The 16585-nt window shown below is 53.3% G+C and carries 14 protein-coding genes; 7 read left to right on the forward strand and 7 right to left on the reverse strand.

The window, feature by feature from the left end; genetic code table 11:
• Positions 1–9 precede the first annotated feature (9 nt).
• Positions 10–1968 (reverse strand): MacB family efflux pump subunit, encoded by a 1959-nt coding sequence (locus J4E05_RS17650; protein ID WP_349598261.1) that lies wholly within the window; start codon positions 1966–1968, stop codon positions 10–12.
• Positions 1969–1970: 2 nt separating this feature from the next.
• Positions 1971–3173, reverse strand: a complete 1203-nt coding sequence (locus J4E05_RS17655; protein ID WP_349598263.1) for an efflux RND transporter periplasmic adaptor subunit — start codon at positions 3171–3173, stop codon at positions 1971–1973.
• Between the two features lie 221 nt (positions 3174–3394).
• Between J4E05_RS17655 and J4E05_RS17660 the strand changes: the two genes are divergently transcribed.
• On the forward strand, positions 3395–4111 hold the full coding sequence (locus tag J4E05_RS17660; RefSeq protein ID WP_349598266.1) for a response regulator transcription factor: 717 nt from the start codon (positions 3395–3397) through the stop codon (positions 4109–4111).
• Positions 4108–5664, forward strand: a complete 1557-nt coding sequence (locus J4E05_RS17665) for a sensor histidine kinase (RefSeq protein ID WP_349598268.1) — start codon at positions 4108–4110, stop codon at positions 5662–5664. Before J4E05_RS17660 ends, J4E05_RS17665 begins: the two co-directional genes overlap by 4 nt.
• A 35-nt stretch (positions 5665–5699) precedes the next feature.
• Here J4E05_RS17665 and J4E05_RS17670 read toward each other — a convergent pair whose 3' ends face one another.
• Both J4E05_RS17670 and J4E05_RS17675 read right to left on the reverse strand, forming a co-directional pair.
• Complete coding sequence (locus J4E05_RS17670) at positions 5700–7121, reverse strand: histidine kinase dimerization/phospho-acceptor domain-containing protein (protein ID WP_349598270.1); 1422 nt, start codon at positions 7119–7121, stop codon at positions 5700–5702.
• 6 nt (positions 7122–7127) lie between these two features.
• A complete protein-coding gene (locus J4E05_RS17675; protein ID WP_085591048.1) occupies positions 7128–7784 on the reverse strand; it encodes a response regulator in 657 nt (218 codons plus the stop codon).
• A 426-nt stretch (positions 7785–8210) separates the two neighbouring features.
• Here J4E05_RS17675 and J4E05_RS17680 point away from each other — a divergent pair, with 426 nt between their 5' ends.
• The 4 genes from J4E05_RS17680 to J4E05_RS17695 all read left to right on the forward strand — a co-directional run bounded on the left by J4E05_RS17680 (position 8211) and on the right by J4E05_RS17695 (position 12090).
• Entirely contained in the window at positions 8211–9020 is an 810-nt protein-coding gene (locus tag J4E05_RS17680; RefSeq protein WP_349598274.1) for a glycosyltransferase family 2 protein, read from the forward strand.
• A 9-nt stretch (positions 9021–9029) separates the two neighbouring features.
• Positions 9030–9356 carry a lipid-A-disaccharide synthase N-terminal domain-containing protein gene (locus J4E05_RS17685; RefSeq protein ID WP_349598277.1) on the forward strand — a complete coding sequence of 109 codons (327 nt, stop codon included), beginning with the start codon at positions 9030–9032 and terminating at the stop codon, positions 9354–9356.
• Positions 9357–9383: 27 nt separating this feature from the next.
• A complete protein-coding gene (locus tag J4E05_RS17690; RefSeq protein WP_349598280.1) occupies positions 9384–11135 on the forward strand; it encodes an ArnT family glycosyltransferase in 1752 nt (583 codons plus the stop codon).
• Positions 11136–11394: 259 nt separating this feature from the next.
• Positions 11395–12090, forward strand: a complete 696-nt coding sequence (locus J4E05_RS17695; protein ID WP_349598283.1) for a dienelactone hydrolase family protein — start codon at positions 11395–11397, stop codon at positions 12088–12090.
• A gap of 88 nt (positions 12091–12178) precedes the next feature.
• Here the strand turns inward: J4E05_RS17695 and J4E05_RS17700 are convergent, their stop codons facing one another.
• Positions 12179–13768 carry an FGGY-family carbohydrate kinase gene (locus tag J4E05_RS17700; RefSeq protein ID WP_349598286.1) on the reverse strand — a complete coding sequence of 530 codons (1590 nt, stop codon included), beginning with the start codon at positions 13766–13768 and terminating at the stop codon, positions 12179–12181.
• A 214-nt stretch (positions 13769–13982) separates the two neighbouring features.
• Between J4E05_RS17700 and J4E05_RS17705 the strand changes: the two genes are divergently transcribed.
• Entirely contained in the window at positions 13983–14702 is a 720-nt protein-coding gene (locus J4E05_RS17705; RefSeq protein WP_349598289.1) for an HAD family hydrolase, read from the forward strand.
• Positions 14703–14812: 110 nt separating this feature from the next.
• Here J4E05_RS17705 and J4E05_RS17710 read toward each other — a convergent pair whose 3' ends face one another.
• Entirely contained in the window at positions 14813–15607 is a 795-nt protein-coding gene (locus J4E05_RS17710; protein ID WP_349598292.1) for an alpha/beta fold hydrolase, read from the reverse strand.
• Between the two features lie 224 nt (positions 15608–15831).
• Complete coding sequence (locus J4E05_RS17715; RefSeq protein ID WP_349598295.1) at positions 15832–16563, reverse strand: FadR/GntR family transcriptional regulator; 732 nt, start codon at positions 16561–16563, stop codon at positions 15832–15834.
• Positions 16564–16585 lie beyond the last annotated feature (22 nt).

Below are 16585 nucleotides of genomic sequence, written 5' to 3' on the forward strand. Positions count from 1 at the left end.
AATTCTCCATCAGTCCCGGTTCAAGGCATCGACAGGGTTCAGGCGGGCAGCACTGCGCGCGGGCAAAAAGCCAAACAGCACCCCGATCATGGAGGAGCAGGCAAAGGCCGCAATAATTGAGGTGGTGGAATAGATCATTTGAATGGGGGTTCCCAGCATATCAAACAGCACCCCGAATAACAGGGCCAGCGACACGCCCAGCGCCCCGCCGATCAGGCACACCAGCACTGCTTCGATCAGGAACTGGCGCAAAATATCGCCCTGACGGGCGCCCACCGCCATGCGCACACCAATTTCGCCAGTGCGTTCGGTAACCGATACCAGCATGATATTCATAACGCCAATGCCGCCAACAATTAGCGAAATAACGGCGATGGAGGATACCAGCAGGGTGAGCGTTGCCGTGGTGGTTTCGATGGTTTGGCGAATGGTATCGGTATTGATGGTGAAAAAATCGCGGATCCCGTGGCGTTTTTCAAGAAAGGCGCCAATTTTTTGTTCGGCCAGTTTGGTATCCACCGCATCGGCGACGCGCACGGTGATGCTGGTCAGGTAATTTTGGCCGGTCAGACGTGTCATGACGGTGGTGTAAGGCAGCCAGACATTGAGGGTATCACCCCGGCCAAAGGCACTGTCGTGTTTTTTGGTGACGCCAATGATGCGCACAGGGACGGAACCTAACAAGATGACTTTGCCCAGCGGATCTTCACCATTGGGGAACAGTTTGTCGCGCGTGTTATTATCGATAATCGCATCCTGATCGCGGTTTTGAACAGAACGCTGGTTAAACCAGATGCCCTGATCCATTTCATACCCGCGTACGCGGTCGTAATTCACCCCGACACCGGTAACGGCGGATGTGACCTCGATATTGCGATAGCGTAGCGTGACACTGGCAGAAACGCTTGGCGTGACGCTATCGACATAATATTCATCATCCAGCGCGGTGGCATCATCGGCAGTGAGGGTCCGGATACTATCGGCATCGCGGTCGCCAAAATCCTGCCCGCGTCGAATGTCGATGGTGTTTGTGCCAATAGAGCTAATGTCAGCCAGCACCTTTTCGCGCGAGCCAGTGCCAAGGGCAACGACAGACACCACCGAGGCAATACCGATGATAATGCCCAGCATGGTAAGGAATGTGCGCAAACGGTGCGCTGCCATTGCCACCAGTGCCATTTTAAAGGCTTCGCCAAAGCGGCCAAATTCGGCCCACAGGCGGTTGCCCGACGGTTTTTGGGCAATTGGGGCAGGGGTGGCGGTTTCATTGCCACTTGCTGCGGTCTGGCGTTCATCACGGATGATTTCACCATCCAGAATTTCGATCACCCGTTCGGCGTGGGCGGCAACATTGGGGTCGTGCGTGACCAGAATTACCGTATGGCCATCGGCATGAAGGTCACGCAAAAGGGCCAGGGTTTGCTCGCCGCTTTTGCTGTCCAGCGCGCCGGTGGGTTCGTCCGCCAGGATCACATCGCCGCCATTCATCAGGGCACGGGCAATACTGACACGTTGTTGCTGCCCGCCTGAAAGCTGGCCGGGGCGATGATGGGTGCGATCGGCCAGTCCCACTTTATCGAGCAGGTCCTGGGCCCGGGCATGGCGCTGGCTGGATGAATAACCGGCATAAATGGCAGGGACTTCCACATTGCCGAGTGCTGTTAAATCGGACAGCAAATGATAGCGTTGAAAGATAAAGCCGAAATATTCACGGCGCAGGGCTGCCAGTTCGTCGGGCTCCAGCGCATCGGTGGCGCGGCCATTAACACGGTAGGTGCCGCGTGTCGGCCGGTCCAGACAGCCCAGAATATTCATCAAGGTTGATTTGCCAGAACCCGACGCGCCCATAATGGCAACCATTTCACCGCGTTCAATGGTCAGGTTAACGCCTTTAAGCACGGCAATTTTCTGGTCACCTGCGGGATATTCGCGCCACAGGTTTGCGATTTCAATTAACGGTGCAGCCATGATCAGAACATCATCCCCCGTGGGCGACGATTACCAGTACCGTCAATGGCAACGCCACTGGCGGCCCCAATGACAACACTGTCGCCTTCGGCAACGCCCGATGTAATTTCGGCTTTGACATTGGTGTTAAGGCCAACCGTGACAGGCACCTGTTTGATTGTTGGTTGTTTGTCGCCGTCGCTGTTGGCAGTGGCGATTTGCACATATTGTTTGCCATCCTGCCCGCTGATCAGGGCGGATGAGGGAATGATCAATGCGTCTTTGACCGATTTTAAAATAATGGTGACTTCGGTGGTCATGGCGATGCGTAAAACGCCATCGGGGTTGGGTACATCAAACAGCGCATTGTAATAAACCGCCTCGTCATCGGCGATGCCATCGTCATTGTCGTCAATTTCATCGGGGGCGGGTTCAATTGCGCGCAGGGTGGCGTGATATTTGGTGTCGGGGTCGCCCAGAATGGTGAAATAAACCTTCTGTCCCGGTTTGACGCGAATAACATCGGCTTCCGATATTTCGGCTTTGACCGTCATGGTATCAAGCTGGGCCAGTTTAATGATGGTAGGTGTGGTTTGCACCGCATTCACCGTTTGTCCGACCTTGACAGGCAGGGACACAACCGTGCCATCCATCGGGGCTTTGATCTGGGTGTAATCAAGGTCGATCTGGGCTGTATCAACGGCGATTTTCGCCTGGTCGATTTCGGCATTCAGCGCGTTAATTTCGGCCTTGGTGACGGCAAGGGTGGCGGTGGCGGTTTCAAGGTCTTCCTGCGGGCTGGCATCAAGGCGGCGCATTTTTTGCTGCCGTTCATAGGCCTGTTGTGCCTGACGCAGGGTCGCTTTTTTTGAGGCCAGTTGCGCCTGAATATTGGCCAGGTTGGCTTTCGCGTCGCTCAGGGCATTTTGCTGGGTGGACGGGTCGATCTCGGCGATCAGGTCGCCCTGCTTGATGACATCGCCCAGGGCGACATGCAGTTTTTGAATTTGCCCCGAAACCTGCGCCCCGACCGACACCAGCTGATAGGATTCCAGCGCCCCGCTTGCCAGAACTGTGCTTTCCAGATCACCACGCGTTACCTTGGCGGTAACATAGCTGGGGGCTGTTTCGGGCGGAAACAGATAATTGCGGCCAAACCACCCGCCAGCGGCCAGCAGGATGATAACGACAATTATGGTGGTGCGATGGGCGAGCAGTTTTTTCATGGGAATCCGTTATGCTGAATTCTTAAAGCGTCGGTGTGGGGCGAAAGGCACGAACAAGACGTTCGTTTCCATCTTTATCCTGAACCTAGATAGCATTCATTGATGTGCCATGGGGTGAGCAGGATGAAAAACATGTGTAAGGGATGTGTAAAGGTCGCATCTGTGGCCTTTTCGCGGCGATTTTGCCCGGTATGATACAATCAGATTTGGAGAAGGCCGCCGTGAGTCGAATACTTCTGATTGATGATGACACTGAACTGGGCGAGATGCTGGCAGAGTATCTTGACGGGGAAGGTTTTGAAATTACCGTTGTGCATAATGGCCGCGACGGGATTGCCTATGCCCTGTCAGGCGATTATGCGATGGCGTTGCTTGATATCATGATGCCCGGCATTGGCGGGATAGAGGTTTTGCGCCAGGTGCGTGCCCAAAGCCGGATGCCGATTATTATGTTAACCGCCAAGGGAGATGACGTTGACCGGGTGGTAGGCCTGGAGCTGGGCGCGGATGATTACATTCCGAAACCTTATTATCCGCGCGAACTGGTGGCCCGTATTCGCGCGGTTTTGCGGCGCGCCGGGGGTGATGAAGGTGCCGGGGTGCCAAAAGGTAGCGGGGCTGAAGGCCGGGAAGAAACGTTGCAACAAGGCCAGGTCACCTTGGACCCGGCACGCAGAATGGCCGCATTTGGCGGAACAGAGCTGGACCTGACGGTTTCAGAATTTAATTTGCTGGAAACCCTGATGCGTGCCCGTGACAGGGCACTTTCAAAAAATGAGTTATCGTTAACTGTGCTGGGCCGGCCACGTGAAGTTTATGACCGGTCTATCGATGTACATATGAGCAACCTGCGCCAGAAATTACAGCAGGTAAGCGGTGATGCAACCCTGATTGAAACCGTGCGCGGGTTTGGTTACCGGCTGAGGCAAAACCCATGAGGGGACGGCTTTTCTGGAAAATTCTGGTTGGCTTTGCCATTACGTTTGTGGGTATCGCCCAGGGGATATGGCTGCTTTTTCAGTTTTATGGTCATCCGCCAACCCTGTACCTGATCGGTTATTTATCGGCAACCGTACCCGGATATGTCGAGATGGCGACTCGTGCCGCCGAACGTGGCGGTGTGGCGGCACTTGATCAACTGGTAAAGGACTGGCCCCGGGCGGAAAGGGAACGGTTTGCCTATAAACCCGTCAGTGCCGCGGTTGCCGCCCAGCAAAACAACCGCAACGATACGTTGCCCACCGCACAGGAACTGGCGGAATGGTCGGAAAAAACAGGGAACCTTACCCGGCGTTTAACACCCGAACAATTGCGCGAAGGGTATCTGGTGGCGCATCAGGTATGGGAAACCGGCAGTATTGTCCGCACCATACAATTGCCTGACGAAACGTGGATACAAATGTCATTTGATGCCAGCGATATTGTGGCGCAAATCCCACGGGACCGGCATTTTAATGTGCCCATGCCCATGATTGTGGCCGGGGTGGTTGGCGGGCTTATTTTTAGTGCGCTTTTGGCGTGGTATTTAACCCGGCCGATTTTGCAATTGCGTAAGGGCTTTGAACAACTGGCATCGGGTGAAATGTCGCATCGTTTGCGCCCGAAAATGGGCCGCCGCCGCGACGAAATTGCCGATCTGGCCCGCGATTTTGACCATATGGCAGGCCAGTTGCAGCAACTGATCGGCGCACGCGACCGCTTGTTGAACGATGTATCGCATGAATTGCGATCACCGTTGGCGCGGATGCAAATGGCGGTTGCGCTGGCCCGGCAAAAACCGGAACGAGCCGAAAGTTCGTTTGACCGGATTGAAAAGGAAACCATTCGCCTTGATGAACTGGTAGGCGGGCTTTTAACCCTGTCGCGGGTTGAAAGCGGGGCGGCACATCAACCGGTATATCTGGATCTGGATCATTTGTTGGGCCGGGTCATTGCCGATGCCAGGTTCGAGGCCGAAGGTCTGGGTGTTACCGTAAAAACCAACCTTGCGGTGCGCCGGTCGCATTTCGGGGCGGTGCCCGTGGTGCTGGGCAATGCCGAATTGTTGCGCCGGGCTTTTGAAAATGTGATCCGCAATGCGTTGCATCATACGCCCGTGGGTCAGCAGGTAGAAATTACCGCTACCGCCGATTTTGACAGGCAAGTTTTCGATATTATGATTGCGGACTGCGGGCCGGGCATTGCACCAGACATGATCGAGACCGTGTTTGACCCCTTTACCCGCGATGTGGGGGCGAACGGGGTGGTGTCAGCGCAAAGTGATGCGGGGAATGATATGGCGCGCCATATGCGTTCCGCCCCTGTAAGCGAAAAACGCGATGTTGCCGGTTTTAACGCCAGTAAAACCGGTTTCGGGCTTGGCCTTTCGATTGCCCAACGCGCCATTGTTGCCCATGGCGGGACCATTTTTGCCCGCAATCGCGAAGAGGGCGGGTTGGTAATGTATATAACATTGCCTTTTATCGTGCGCCCTGTGGGTAGCGATGATTAATAATGCGCGACCGCAAAACGCATTTCGGTATGTTTTTATATGTTGGTTCGTGACGGCGGACCAGAAGGTTCGTCTTTGGTTGTTTGCGGTAATACGCCATCAGGGTGCGGTAAAATTACGATGGCTTCAAAGCCATCAACTTCGCCGGTGGCCGGGGATTGCAACAATAGCTGACCACCGGCCTGCTGCATGATGGTATCGGCAATTGCTAAACCCAGTCCTGACCCTCGTGCGGCAGGATTATTGCGTTCAAACCGTTCCGTTAATTTGATCAACACATCATCGGGCACGCGTGCGCAGCGATTAACAATGTGAATATGCGCCGGGTGATCGGCCGATGCCCAAATATGAATAGCGGCATCTTCGTCACTGTGGATCAGGGCATTTTCGATCAGGTTGCGCAGGCAGATGGCAAAGGCGTCAATGTCGATTTTCCCCATCAATTGCCCGGCATTGACTAAATCAACATCAAGGCGATGCGCATAGCGGGTATCACGGCTGAAATCCTCGATAACGAGGGATAATGCGGGGGATAAATCCTGCATTTCGCCCACAACGGCAACGCCAGCTTCAGCGCGGGAAAGCTGCAACAGTTTTTCCGACAGACGTTTTAAGTGTTGCAACGATTTTTCGACCTGGCTGGCGCGATCGCTATTGGCGGGATCATCCGATATTTCGGCACGCAGGCGCTGGGTTTGTGCCAGTGCCGCAGCAATCGGGGTGCGTAATTCGTGCGCAGAATTGGCGGCAAAATTACGTTCTGCTGCCAGGGCAGATTTAAGACGCGCCAACAGGTTGTTAACGGCTGTCACAATCGGGTGTAATTCGTCGGGTAGTTCGGGGCGGTCAATCGGGGCCATATTGCCACTGCCGCGATTGCGGATGTCATCCTGAAGCAGGGTCACAGGGCGCAATCCGCGCCGGACACTCCACCAGATGCCAATGATGCCAAGCGGGATGAGAACAAGCAGCGGGGCAAGGATCGCGGATGTGCTTTCGCGCAGGGCTTCGCGGCGATGGGCAAGCGGTTCTGCAACCTGAATATACAGGCTGTTGCGCAGGGTTGATTCTGTATAATAGCGAAACCTGTCATCTTCGGAAAAACCCGGTTTTAACGGGGCAGAGAACGCATCTGTCCCCCCTTCATAGGATTGCACCAGAACTTTGCCGTCAGGGTCGCGGATTTGATAGGCGACAAATTCGTCCGCTGTTACGCGGCTTCCGGTTGGCATGCGGTGCGGGGCGTTTGCATCGCTATGTTCGAATAAATAATCAACGGCAAGGGGTAAAATACGGTGCGCTGTTTGCTGCAATCCGCTGTCAAAGGCTTCGCCCATTTCATCTTGCATCACCAGCAAGGCAAGGACACATCCCAAAAGCCAGGCCAGCGTCATTACCACTGTAACCCGCGTGACAATGGCAATGATCAGGCTGTTTTTCATTTTTAGCAATGCCATCCGCTTTTATCCCTCTAGGCGGTAGCCGACACCGCGCACAGTTCGGATGGGTTCAGGACCGATTTTTTTGCGCAGGCGGCTGATATATACCTCGACTGTGTTGCTTTCGATCTCGGCACCGAATTCATACAGGGCATCTTCGAGCTGGCGCTTGGACAGGATAGCACCGGGGCGTCGCAAAAGCTGGTCAAATACAGCCCATTCGCGTGCGGTCAGATCAATCTGACGGCCCGAAACAAACACAAGGCGACTGGCCTGGTCAATTGCAAGGTTACCGATTTCGATTAAAGGATTTGGATTGCCCGAATATCGCCGCGAAACCGCCCCCAGCCGTGCGATCATTTCCCCCAGATCAAAAGGTTTGACCAAATAATCATCCGCCCCGGCATTCAGCCCGGCGATACGATCGGAAATCTGGTCTTGTGCTGTGAGGATAACGCACGGGGTGACATCGCCGCGTTTGCGAATATTCTGTAGAAATGTGATTCCATTGCCGTCCGGCAGGTTCAGATCCAGCAGGATAATATCGTAACGGGTGCTGCGCAGGGTATCTTCGGCATCAAGAAGGGCTGGCAACCAGTCCACAGCTTCGCCCTGGGCCATTAAATGATCCTTGATCGCCTGTGCCAGCGATGGTTCATCTTCTATCAGCAATATGCGCATGTTACCTGACGGGCTTCTGTTTTACCTGTTTGTACAGTGCCACAAGGAACAGAGAAAATCGTGCAAACAATTTGTCAGGGCTTCAGTTAGTTGTCAGCTTTCCCTGCCAGAAGCCCTGCCACCCTAATCATATCAGACCAAGAGTTTCCTTGCGGTACGGGTCGGAAAATATTATCAACACCGCTAACGGCAATGCGGGACGACGTCGTTATTTTCACATCAGATCGTAATACAATGGCCAACTGGCCCTTATTGCAGGACCATTCGTGAAAATGGCGAATTTGTTACTGTATTTGTGAATAGTTGTTTGTGCATAAATATTTGACGTTTCAACAGAATAAGGACATTGGCGCATCTGTAGGCGCGGTAGCCCCGATCGGGGGCGCGATACAGAAAATGCGTTGATCGCCACGACGGTTCATCAGAATGACATTTAAAAAAAACGCACTGCCCGAAGACCCGGCCCTGTCACAGGCGGCGGTTGCCAACCAGGCTGAAACGATGGACGGTTCTGTACCGGAACTTTCGGTTGTGGTGCCGGTTAAAAACGAGGCTGAAAATATTGAGCCGCTGGTGAACGAAATTGTCGCAGCGTTGCGTGGCAATGTTGCGTTTGAAATTATCTATGTTGATGATGGCAGCACCGACGAAACCACGACCATTGTGCGCAAATTGCGCGCATCGGTGCCGGAATTGCATTTGATTTGCCACGAGAAAAGCTGTGGCCAGTCGATTGCGGTTTTGACCGGGGTTAAAAATGCCCAGGGCGATTTGATTGTGACACTTGATGGTGATGGTCAGAATGACCCGGCCGATATTCCGCAAATGCTGGAACGGTATCGTGCCGAGGGTGTTAATGCCCGTGCGCTGATTGCCGGTTGGCGGGCCAATCGTCATGATACGGCAATGAAACGTGTTCAGTCCCGTATTGCCAACAAGGTACGTGGTGGTTTGTTAAAAGATGAAACACCTGATACCGGATGTGGCATCAAGCTGTTTCGTCGGGATGACTTTTTGGCATTTCCGCGCTTTAATCACATGCACCGTTTTTTGCCGGCCCTGATGTTACGCGATGGCGGCAAGGTGTATTCGGTTGCGGTTAATCACCGGCCCCGGTTGCGAGGAACGTCAAACTACAGCATGATGAACCGGCTTTGGGTTGGTATCGTTGATATTATGGGTGTGATGTGGCTGCAGGCACGCGCCAAAACACCTGTTGTGAAATCAAAGGAATAGGGGGCGGCAATGCATGAATGGTTTGCACGTTTGTTCGCCCATATGGATGCCTGGTTTGTGCTGGGCATTGTGGGTCAGGTCATGTTTTCCGGGCGGTTCCTGGTGCAGTGGCTGGTAAGTGAAAAACATGCCAAAAGCATCGTTCCGGTTGCATTCTGGTATCTCAGCATCCTTGGCGGTATCTGCCTGATGGTCTATGGTCTGAAAAGGGCAGAACCGATCATTATTCTGGGGCAGTCTTTTGGGCTGATTGTTTATGCGCGGAATCTGTATTTTATTCACCGCGAAAAACGTAACGCCCAGACGGAAACCATTTCGACGATCGTGGCAGAATAACCCCGCAATCAAATTTACGGATTTTACATGACCCTGAACAATCGTAGCGGCGCAAAAACGGCTTCGTTTGGCGTGATCCTGATATTGTGGGTTCTGATCGCGGTGGTAGGGGTTAGTGCCCGGCCGTTATTACCCGTTGATGAAACCCGTTACCTGTCGGTGGCGTGGGAAATGTGGGTGCATCATAACTGGCTGGTGCCGCATCTGAATGGTGAACCATATGCGCATAAACCGCCTTTGCTGTTTTGGTTAATCAATGCCAGCTGGGTGGTTTTCGGCGTCAATGATTTTACGGCCCGCCTGATTGCCCCGTTATTTGCCGGGCTTAACCTGATCATGGTGGCAGTACTTGCCAAACGTATCTGGCCTGACAAAACAACGATTGCACATGTGGCACCGATGTTTCTGGTCGGGGGGACATATTATGCCGGGTATGGCACGCTAACCTATTTTGACATGTTGCAATGCTTTTTTGCCTTGCTGGGGTGGTATGGCGTTTTTGTTGCCCGTGATGGCGATGCAAAAAAAGGCTGGATTATAGCGGGCATCGCAATAGGCCTTGGCGTTTTGGCCAAGGGGCCGGTGATTTTGCTTTATGTTTTGCCTGCGGCTGTTTTTGCGCCGCTCTGGCACAAAAGCTGGTCTGGTTTATCGTTTGGCGGGCAAAAAGCAGCCCGGGTCGGGGGTGGCAGCAAGACTGCTTCTTCGTCCGGCCCTGTTACAAATAACGTGTCGGGCACGGATCGTGGTGGTAACACATTCACCGGGCGTGGTGCCTATAAGCGTTGGTATGCGGGGATGGGGCTTTCGGTCCTGCTTGGTGCGGTTATTGCCCTTTTATGGGCGGTGCCTGCTGCCGTTTTTGGCGGCGATGTTTACCGTAATGCCATTTTCTGGGGGCAAACAGCGGGCCGTATGGTCGATAGCTTTGCCCATGTTGAACCATTTTATTATTACCTGGTTGCTTTACCGGCCATGTTGCTGCCGTGGATGTTCTGGGGCGGGCTGTGGCGGTCGGTAATCGGGTTTGGCTGGCGTAAAGATTTGGATGCCGGGTTACGGTTCTGTCTTTTGGTAGCGGTCTTTTTGCTGGTGGCCTTTAGCCTGATCTCAGGTAAGCGCGTTCATTATATTTTGCCGGTTTTACCGTTGGTGTCGCTGATTTTTGCCCGCGTTATTGCCGATTTGCCAACCCGGCGAATTGATCAGATTCCGTTGGCGGTATTCGTGATCATACTGGGTGTGGCAGGCCTGGCTGCACCGTTCCTGCCGGGCTTTTTTGACAAGATCCCTGCATGGGTTGGTACACTGGATGGCTGGTGGGGGGCATTCTTGCTGGCAGCCGGTATTGCTTTGGTGCTGTTGCAGGCACGGCGCGTTGCCACCGTCGGTGTTATTGCCGGGGTTAATTTGTTGCTGGTGGCGATGGTGTTTATGATTGCCGCACCCCGTTTGCAAACCGATTACAATATGCGCCCGATGGCCGTGTATTTGAAAAGCCAGCAGCAGGCAGGGCATGATGTTGCCTATTGGGGCAAGTATCATGCACAGTTCCAGTTTTTAGGGCGGCTTGAGAAGCCAATTCCGGTGTTGCTGGCGGCTGATGAAGTACGTGACTGGGTTGATGCCCATTCGAATGGCGAAATTATTGCCCGGCGTGATAACCCCATAACGGGTTCCAAACAGCCCCTCGCACGGTTTGATTACAAAAATGACCATCTGGTGATTTGGGACGCGGGCACCGTTAAAAGTGACCCGGAAGGTGTCTTGGCGCGTTAGGATTTTAATTTCGCAACCGTCAGATCCATTTGTAAACAGGCAGTGCCAGGGTGTGCTGCCTGTTTTATTTTGGGACCATTTCAAATGTGATGTGCCGAAAATGTGAAATTTCGGCACGGTACTGGCGCATCCGGTTTTACTGACCTACCTCAAAGGCAATCGCGTATCGGCCGCGCCGTCATTTGCGGCGAATGATCTGGAAAACCCGGATCTTTGATCGTTGCACTAACGATAATGCCGAAAACAACAAGGAGGCCCTATGAGCCAGAATCTTAATATTGAAACACCTGATGGTACATTTAATGCCTATGTGGCCAAACCGGCAACATTGCCAGCCCCGGTTGTTGTGGTCATTCAGGAAATATTCGGTGTGAACGCGGTGATGCGCGGCGTTGCCGATGAATATGCCAAATTGGGCTATATTGCCGTTTGCCCTGATTTGTTCTGGCGGATTGAACCGGGTATTGAACTGACCGATAAAACCGATGATGAATGGCAAAAGGCATTTGGCTATTTGCAGAAATTTGATGCTGACAAGGGCGCAGAAGATATTCAGGCAACCTTGACAGCAGCACGCGCCTTGCCTGACGCCACCGAAAAAGCGGCGGTTGTTGGTTATTGCATGGGCGGGATGATGACATATCTGGCCGCTACGCGTACCGATGGTGATGCCTTTGCATCCTATTATGGTGCCGGAATTGATAATTATCTGGGTGAAGTCGGAAATATTAAAAAGCCGCTGATCATGCATCTGGCCGGGCAGGATGAATTTATTCCGACCGAGGCGCAGGATAAAATCAAAGCCGCCGTTAAAGATAAAACCGACGCTACGATTTATCAGTACCCCGATCGTAACCATGCTTTTTGCCGCAAGGGCGGCAACCATTATGACGAAAAAGATGCAGCAACAGCAAATGCCCGCACAGCAGAGTTTTTGAAACAAAACCTTGCCTGAGCGGATTTGATATTACCGTTTAATGTAATACCCCCCGTCCAGTTGGGACGGGGGGTATTTGGTTTCTGCTATGGGTTATTTTCTTTGCTTAACCTTCGCTCAGTGCGTCAAGTTCCTGGCGATGGGCATGTAATTTGTGGAAAATGGCATAGCGGCGGTCGTGGTCTGCCTTGGCGGTGGTATCGGGTGTTTTAACCGTGTCAGCCGCCGCCATTGATTTTGAAGCTGCCTTAAGCCCGCCTTCCGGGTCAAGTGCTGCTGCCGCTAGCATGGCCGAACCCAAAAGTACCGGTTCAGGGCATTCGGACATAACAACTTCGCAGCCAGTGACATCGGCGTAAAGTTTGACCAGAACCGGGCTTGCCGTGTGGCCGCCACTAAGATGGATATAACGAATGTCATAGCCGGTTGCATTAAGCGCATCGATGATATGGCGGGTGCCATAGGCAATAGCACAGGCAGTTGCCCAATACAGGTCGAGAAAGCTGTCTTCACTCTGGTCAAGTGACAGACCGCTAATTACCCCCAGTGCTTCGGGGTCGGCAAGGGGCGAACGATTACCGTGGAAATCGGGTAACATATGCAGGCGCGGGGCCAGGTCAGCCTTTTCCATCATGCGTGGCAACAGTTTTTCGCCTGCCAGGCGGTGGGCATCGCGGCCCATGTCGCGGGCAAAGGGATGCATGGCACAAATATGGTCCAGCAAGGCCCCCGTGGCCGATTGCCCACCTTCGTTCAGCCACAGGCCCGGGGCAACCGCACCAAAATAAGGCCCCCAAACGCCTTTGATAAAGCGAGGTTCAGCCGACAATGCCATATGGCAGGTCGATGTCCCCGCAATCATGGCGAAGCGTTGATCAAGATTGCCACCCAAATGCGCGCCAAGCGTGCCCAGCGCACCGGCGTGGGCGTCAATCAGGCCGGCACCAACCATGCAATCGGTATTTAAGCCCAGTTCCGTTGCTGCCTTGGCCGACAGTTTGCCAACCGGTGTGCCGACAGCAACCGCAGGGCCGTCTATGCCGACTTTTTCAATGAAATCGTCAAGCCCGACGGATGACAGGAAATCCTGGTTCCACGGGCTATCTTCATGGGCAAGGTGCGTCCATTTGCATGTGACGGTGCAGCAGGACCGGGCATTGTCGCCGGTTGCGCGGAAGGCCAGAAAATCGGCCAGGTCGTAGGCCGCGGTCATTTTGCTCCAGACGGCAGGACTATGGCGTTTTAGCCACATCAGTTTGGGAATTTCCATTTCCGGTGACATGGTGCCACCGATATATTCCAGAACTTTTGATCCGGTGGCGGTGCATTGTTCGGCTTCGCGGGTGGCGCGATGGTCCATCCATACAATGACATCCCAGTTTGCCGGTCCATCGGGGGAAACCGGCAAGGGTTGATCATTGGCACCGCGAATAACCAATGAACAGGTGGCATCAAAACCGATTGCCGATACTTTGCTGCCATCGACGCCGGATTTTATCAGGGCATCCTGAACCGATTTACAAACCGATTGCCAGATATTTTCAGAATCCTGTTCAACAAAATCAGGGCGCGGGCGATTCATTGCGATCGGGTGGGATGCGCTGCCCAAAAGTTTGCCAGTGCCATCAAACACGCCAGCACGCGCACTGCCGGTTCCCACATCGACACCAATAATTGCTTTATCTTTCAGGGTCATGGCGATTATATCCTCCCGCCTTTTGACGTTGTTTTCCCGAACCACGCTTATACCCGATCCGGTGCGCCCAACAGAAGGATAGTCTGCCTTCTTGCGCTGTTATCGGGCAAATTGAACAAAAGACCATCAATTGGTCAAATGTTCATTTTTGTTGACGCGAATATTCTCGATTGGATAGGGTTTAAGAATTAAAAAAATAACGTCCGAGAAACAAATGCAAAGCAAACCCGTGACCCCTGCGTCGCGCATTGAACTGCCCGCCGCGATCAAGGCGGTCCTGTTTGATTGCGATGGTGTGCTGGTGAATAGCGAACCCATTTCGTTATCGACCCTGGTTGATGTTCTGGCCCATTTTGGGGCGCCGTTATCAGGCGAGGAAGTTGCCCGCCGATTTACCGGCCGTTCCAGTGCTGCGCCGATTGAACATATCCATATTGAAACAGGCCGCGATGTAAGCGCGGAATTCAAACCGTATTTTTATGATCGGCTGTTTGTGCGCTATGAAACCGAACTGCACAAAATTACCGATATTGATAATGTTTTGGCAGCCTTGAAAAAGCGCGGTATTCCCTTTTGCATTTCGTCAAGCAGTTCAGTCCAGCGCCTTGAAACCACCATGCGTATTACCGGTTTGGGGCACTGGTTTGGCAGTCGCATCTATAGTGCCGATTTTGTCCAAAATGGCAAACCCGCACCGGACCTGTTTTTACATGCCGCCAATGATATGGGGTTTGATCCGGCAGGGTGCCTGGTGATTGAGGATTCCGTTGCAGGTGTTCAGGCTGCAATTGCAGCGGGAATGACATGCTGGGGCTTTGTTGGCGGAGGGCATTATGAGGGAACCCGCGATGTTGCCACGCAACGCCTGATCGAGGCAGGTGCCCATCAGGTATTTGAAAATATGGCTGATATTGCTGTGGCTATTGCCCGTTAACGGTTTTGTATTGTGGGACGCGTGTTCTGGCGTTACGGGTGGGTGTCATATTAACGATGCTGCGTGTCATAGCGATAGACGGCAGTCATTAATAATGGCGTTTGTTTCGTTTATGCCAGAAAATCAGCGATCAACTGTCCCCAGTTGCGCACATCATTTACATGTTTGGCGATATGCAGTTTTGCACCGGGAATGATGCTGGAAAGGCGTTCGGCCGAGGCAATGGGGTGGGTGGGATCACTTTCCCAGGCCAGTATCAATACGGGCAGGGCCAATTTGGCAATAGCGTCGGCAGATGGCAGGTCGGATTGCCCCGCGCCGCGCAGGATGGAAGGTAACAGATTTCTGTTAACTTCAACCGGAAATTCGGGCAGGTCGGTGAAAATGGGGGGCGGGGCCATATTGGTAACCAACGCATCAACGGCGGGTTGTCCGTCGCGTTCAATTGTGGCTGCCGATGTTTCATATACCGATGCCTGCGCCTTGCGGGTTTCCCATGCGGTTGGCGGTGCCGTTAAAATCAGTTTGGAAAATCGTGAAGGCGTCGTTGTTGCAGCATGAAGAATGGTCGCTGTGCCCATTGAACAGCCGATTGCACAAACCGGTTGATCCGGTGACGCCTGATTAGCAACAGCGAGAAAATCACCCGCCAGGTGGCGCCAGGTAAAATGGGCAGCAATGGCTTCGGCCACAGAGCGCCCATGTCCGCGCGCATCATAACGTACCAGCCGCGATCCAGCGGCAGTAATCGGCGCGAAATTGTATATGCCTTTTTGTTCCAGTGAATAACTGTTCGACATAAGACCATGCGCCCAGATCACGGCGCGCCCGGTGCCTTCTTCCGTCCAGGCAAGGGTTGCGTCATCGCGGGCAAGGTGATGTTCGGCAAGACGTTTTACTGTCATCAAGGCGGGTTCCGTGGCGGGCAATGGGATGCCCATGACTATGGGCCAATAAAGATTAATCTTTATTATAATCGATGATTGGTAAAGATATGACAACGCCCGTTACAGGGTGCTGATTGTTGTTTCCGGGCGGCCAAAACAAAACCCGCCCATATGGTGATGTGGCGGGTTTTGCCGGGTTAAGAAGCGTGAAAGGTGCCGTTGGTCACAACGTAACGATAAACTTATCTGTTCCGCAGCAGGCTTTGATAACGGGCCTGACTTTGGCTAAGATGTTCGCGCATGGCTTCCCGGGCCCCTTCGGCATCACGCAGCGATATGGCATCGTAAATGCGATGGTGTTCAGCCAGAATTTTTTCCATATAGGCTTTCTGGTCTTCGGCCTCGGTCGGTTTGCGGCGTAACTGCGCGCGCGGAATGGTTTTATCACCGAGATATTCCAGAAACTCGCCATAGCGGCGGTTATTGGTCGCATCGGCAATCGCGCGATGAAATTCATAATCAGCTTTTTCTGCCGGGCTGCCGGACTGAACCTGAAATTCCATTTCGCGTAGTGCTTCGTAAATTTTGGCCTGTTGCGCAACCGAGCTTCGTGCGCAGGCAAGGCCCGCGGCCTCGATTTCGACGGCCATGCGTAATTCCAGAATTTCCAGAACATCGGAAATCTGCGCAAAATCAACATCAAAAATCGATCCGGTATTTTTACGCGGTGCCGGGGCCAGCACAAAAACGCCTGCGCCCTGGCGCGGTTCAAGCAAACCGTCGGCCTTAAGGGCTGCAATAGCTTCGCGGACCACGGTTCGGCTTACGCCAAATTGTTCGGTCAGGGCCGGTTCAGTCGGCAGTTTCGAGCCTGGCGTCAGATTGCCACTTTCAATTTCGCGACGCAGGCTGGAAATAACCTTTTCGGTCAGTGAAACTTTACGTTGTGCTTTTTGCGGGGCGTTATTGTTCATGGAATCTCTTTAACTGACGTTT

It is taken from the genome of Thalassospira sp. NFXS8 (assembly GCF_040148805.1).
In the GTDB taxonomy this organism is placed as follows: Bacteria; Pseudomonadota; Alphaproteobacteria; order Rhodospirillales; family Thalassospiraceae; genus Thalassospira.

What these genes read in the sequence shown, in the direction of transcription:
- J4E05_RS17650 (WP_349598261.1), bottom strand. Translation starts at nt 1,968, where the DNA reads ATGGCTGCACCGTTAATTGAAATCGCAAACCTGTGGCGCGAATATCCC.
- J4E05_RS17655 (WP_349598263.1), bottom strand. Translation starts at nt 3,173, where the DNA reads ATGAAAAAACTGCTCGCCCATCGCACCACCATAATTGTCGTTATCATC.
- J4E05_RS17665 (WP_349598268.1), top strand. Translation starts at nt 4,108, where the DNA reads ATGAGGGGACGGCTTTTCTGGAAAATTCTGGTTGGCTTTGCCATTACG.
- J4E05_RS17670 (WP_349598270.1), bottom strand. Translation starts at nt 7,121, where the DNA reads ATGGCATTGCTAAAAATGAAAAACAGCCTGATCATTGCCATTGTCACG.
- J4E05_RS17675 (WP_085591048.1), bottom strand. Translation starts at nt 7,784, where the DNA reads ATGCGCATATTGCTGATAGAAGATGAACCATCGCTGGCACAGGCGATC.
- J4E05_RS17680 (WP_349598274.1), top strand. Translation starts at nt 8,211, where the DNA reads ATGACATTTAAAAAAAACGCACTGCCCGAAGACCCGGCCCTGTCACAG.
- J4E05_RS17685 (WP_349598277.1), top strand. Translation starts at nt 9,030, where the DNA reads ATGCATGAATGGTTTGCACGTTTGTTCGCCCATATGGATGCCTGGTTT.
- J4E05_RS17690 (WP_349598280.1), top strand. Translation starts at nt 9,384, where the DNA reads ATGACCCTGAACAATCGTAGCGGCGCAAAAACGGCTTCGTTTGGCGTG.
- J4E05_RS17695 (WP_349598283.1), top strand. Translation starts at nt 11,395, where the DNA reads ATGAGCCAGAATCTTAATATTGAAACACCTGATGGTACATTTAATGCC.
- J4E05_RS17700 (WP_349598286.1), bottom strand. Translation starts at nt 13,768, where the DNA reads ATGACCCTGAAAGATAAAGCAATTATTGGTGTCGATGTGGGAACCGGC.
- J4E05_RS17705 (WP_349598289.1), top strand. Translation starts at nt 13,983, where the DNA reads ATGCAAAGCAAACCCGTGACCCCTGCGTCGCGCATTGAACTGCCCGCC.
- J4E05_RS17710 (WP_349598292.1), bottom strand. Translation starts at nt 15,607, where the DNA reads ATGACAGTAAAACGTCTTGCCGAACATCACCTTGCCCGCGATGACGCA.
- J4E05_RS17715 (WP_349598295.1), bottom strand. Translation starts at nt 16,563, where the DNA reads ATGAACAATAACGCCCCGCAAAAAGCACAACGTAAAGTTTCACTGACC.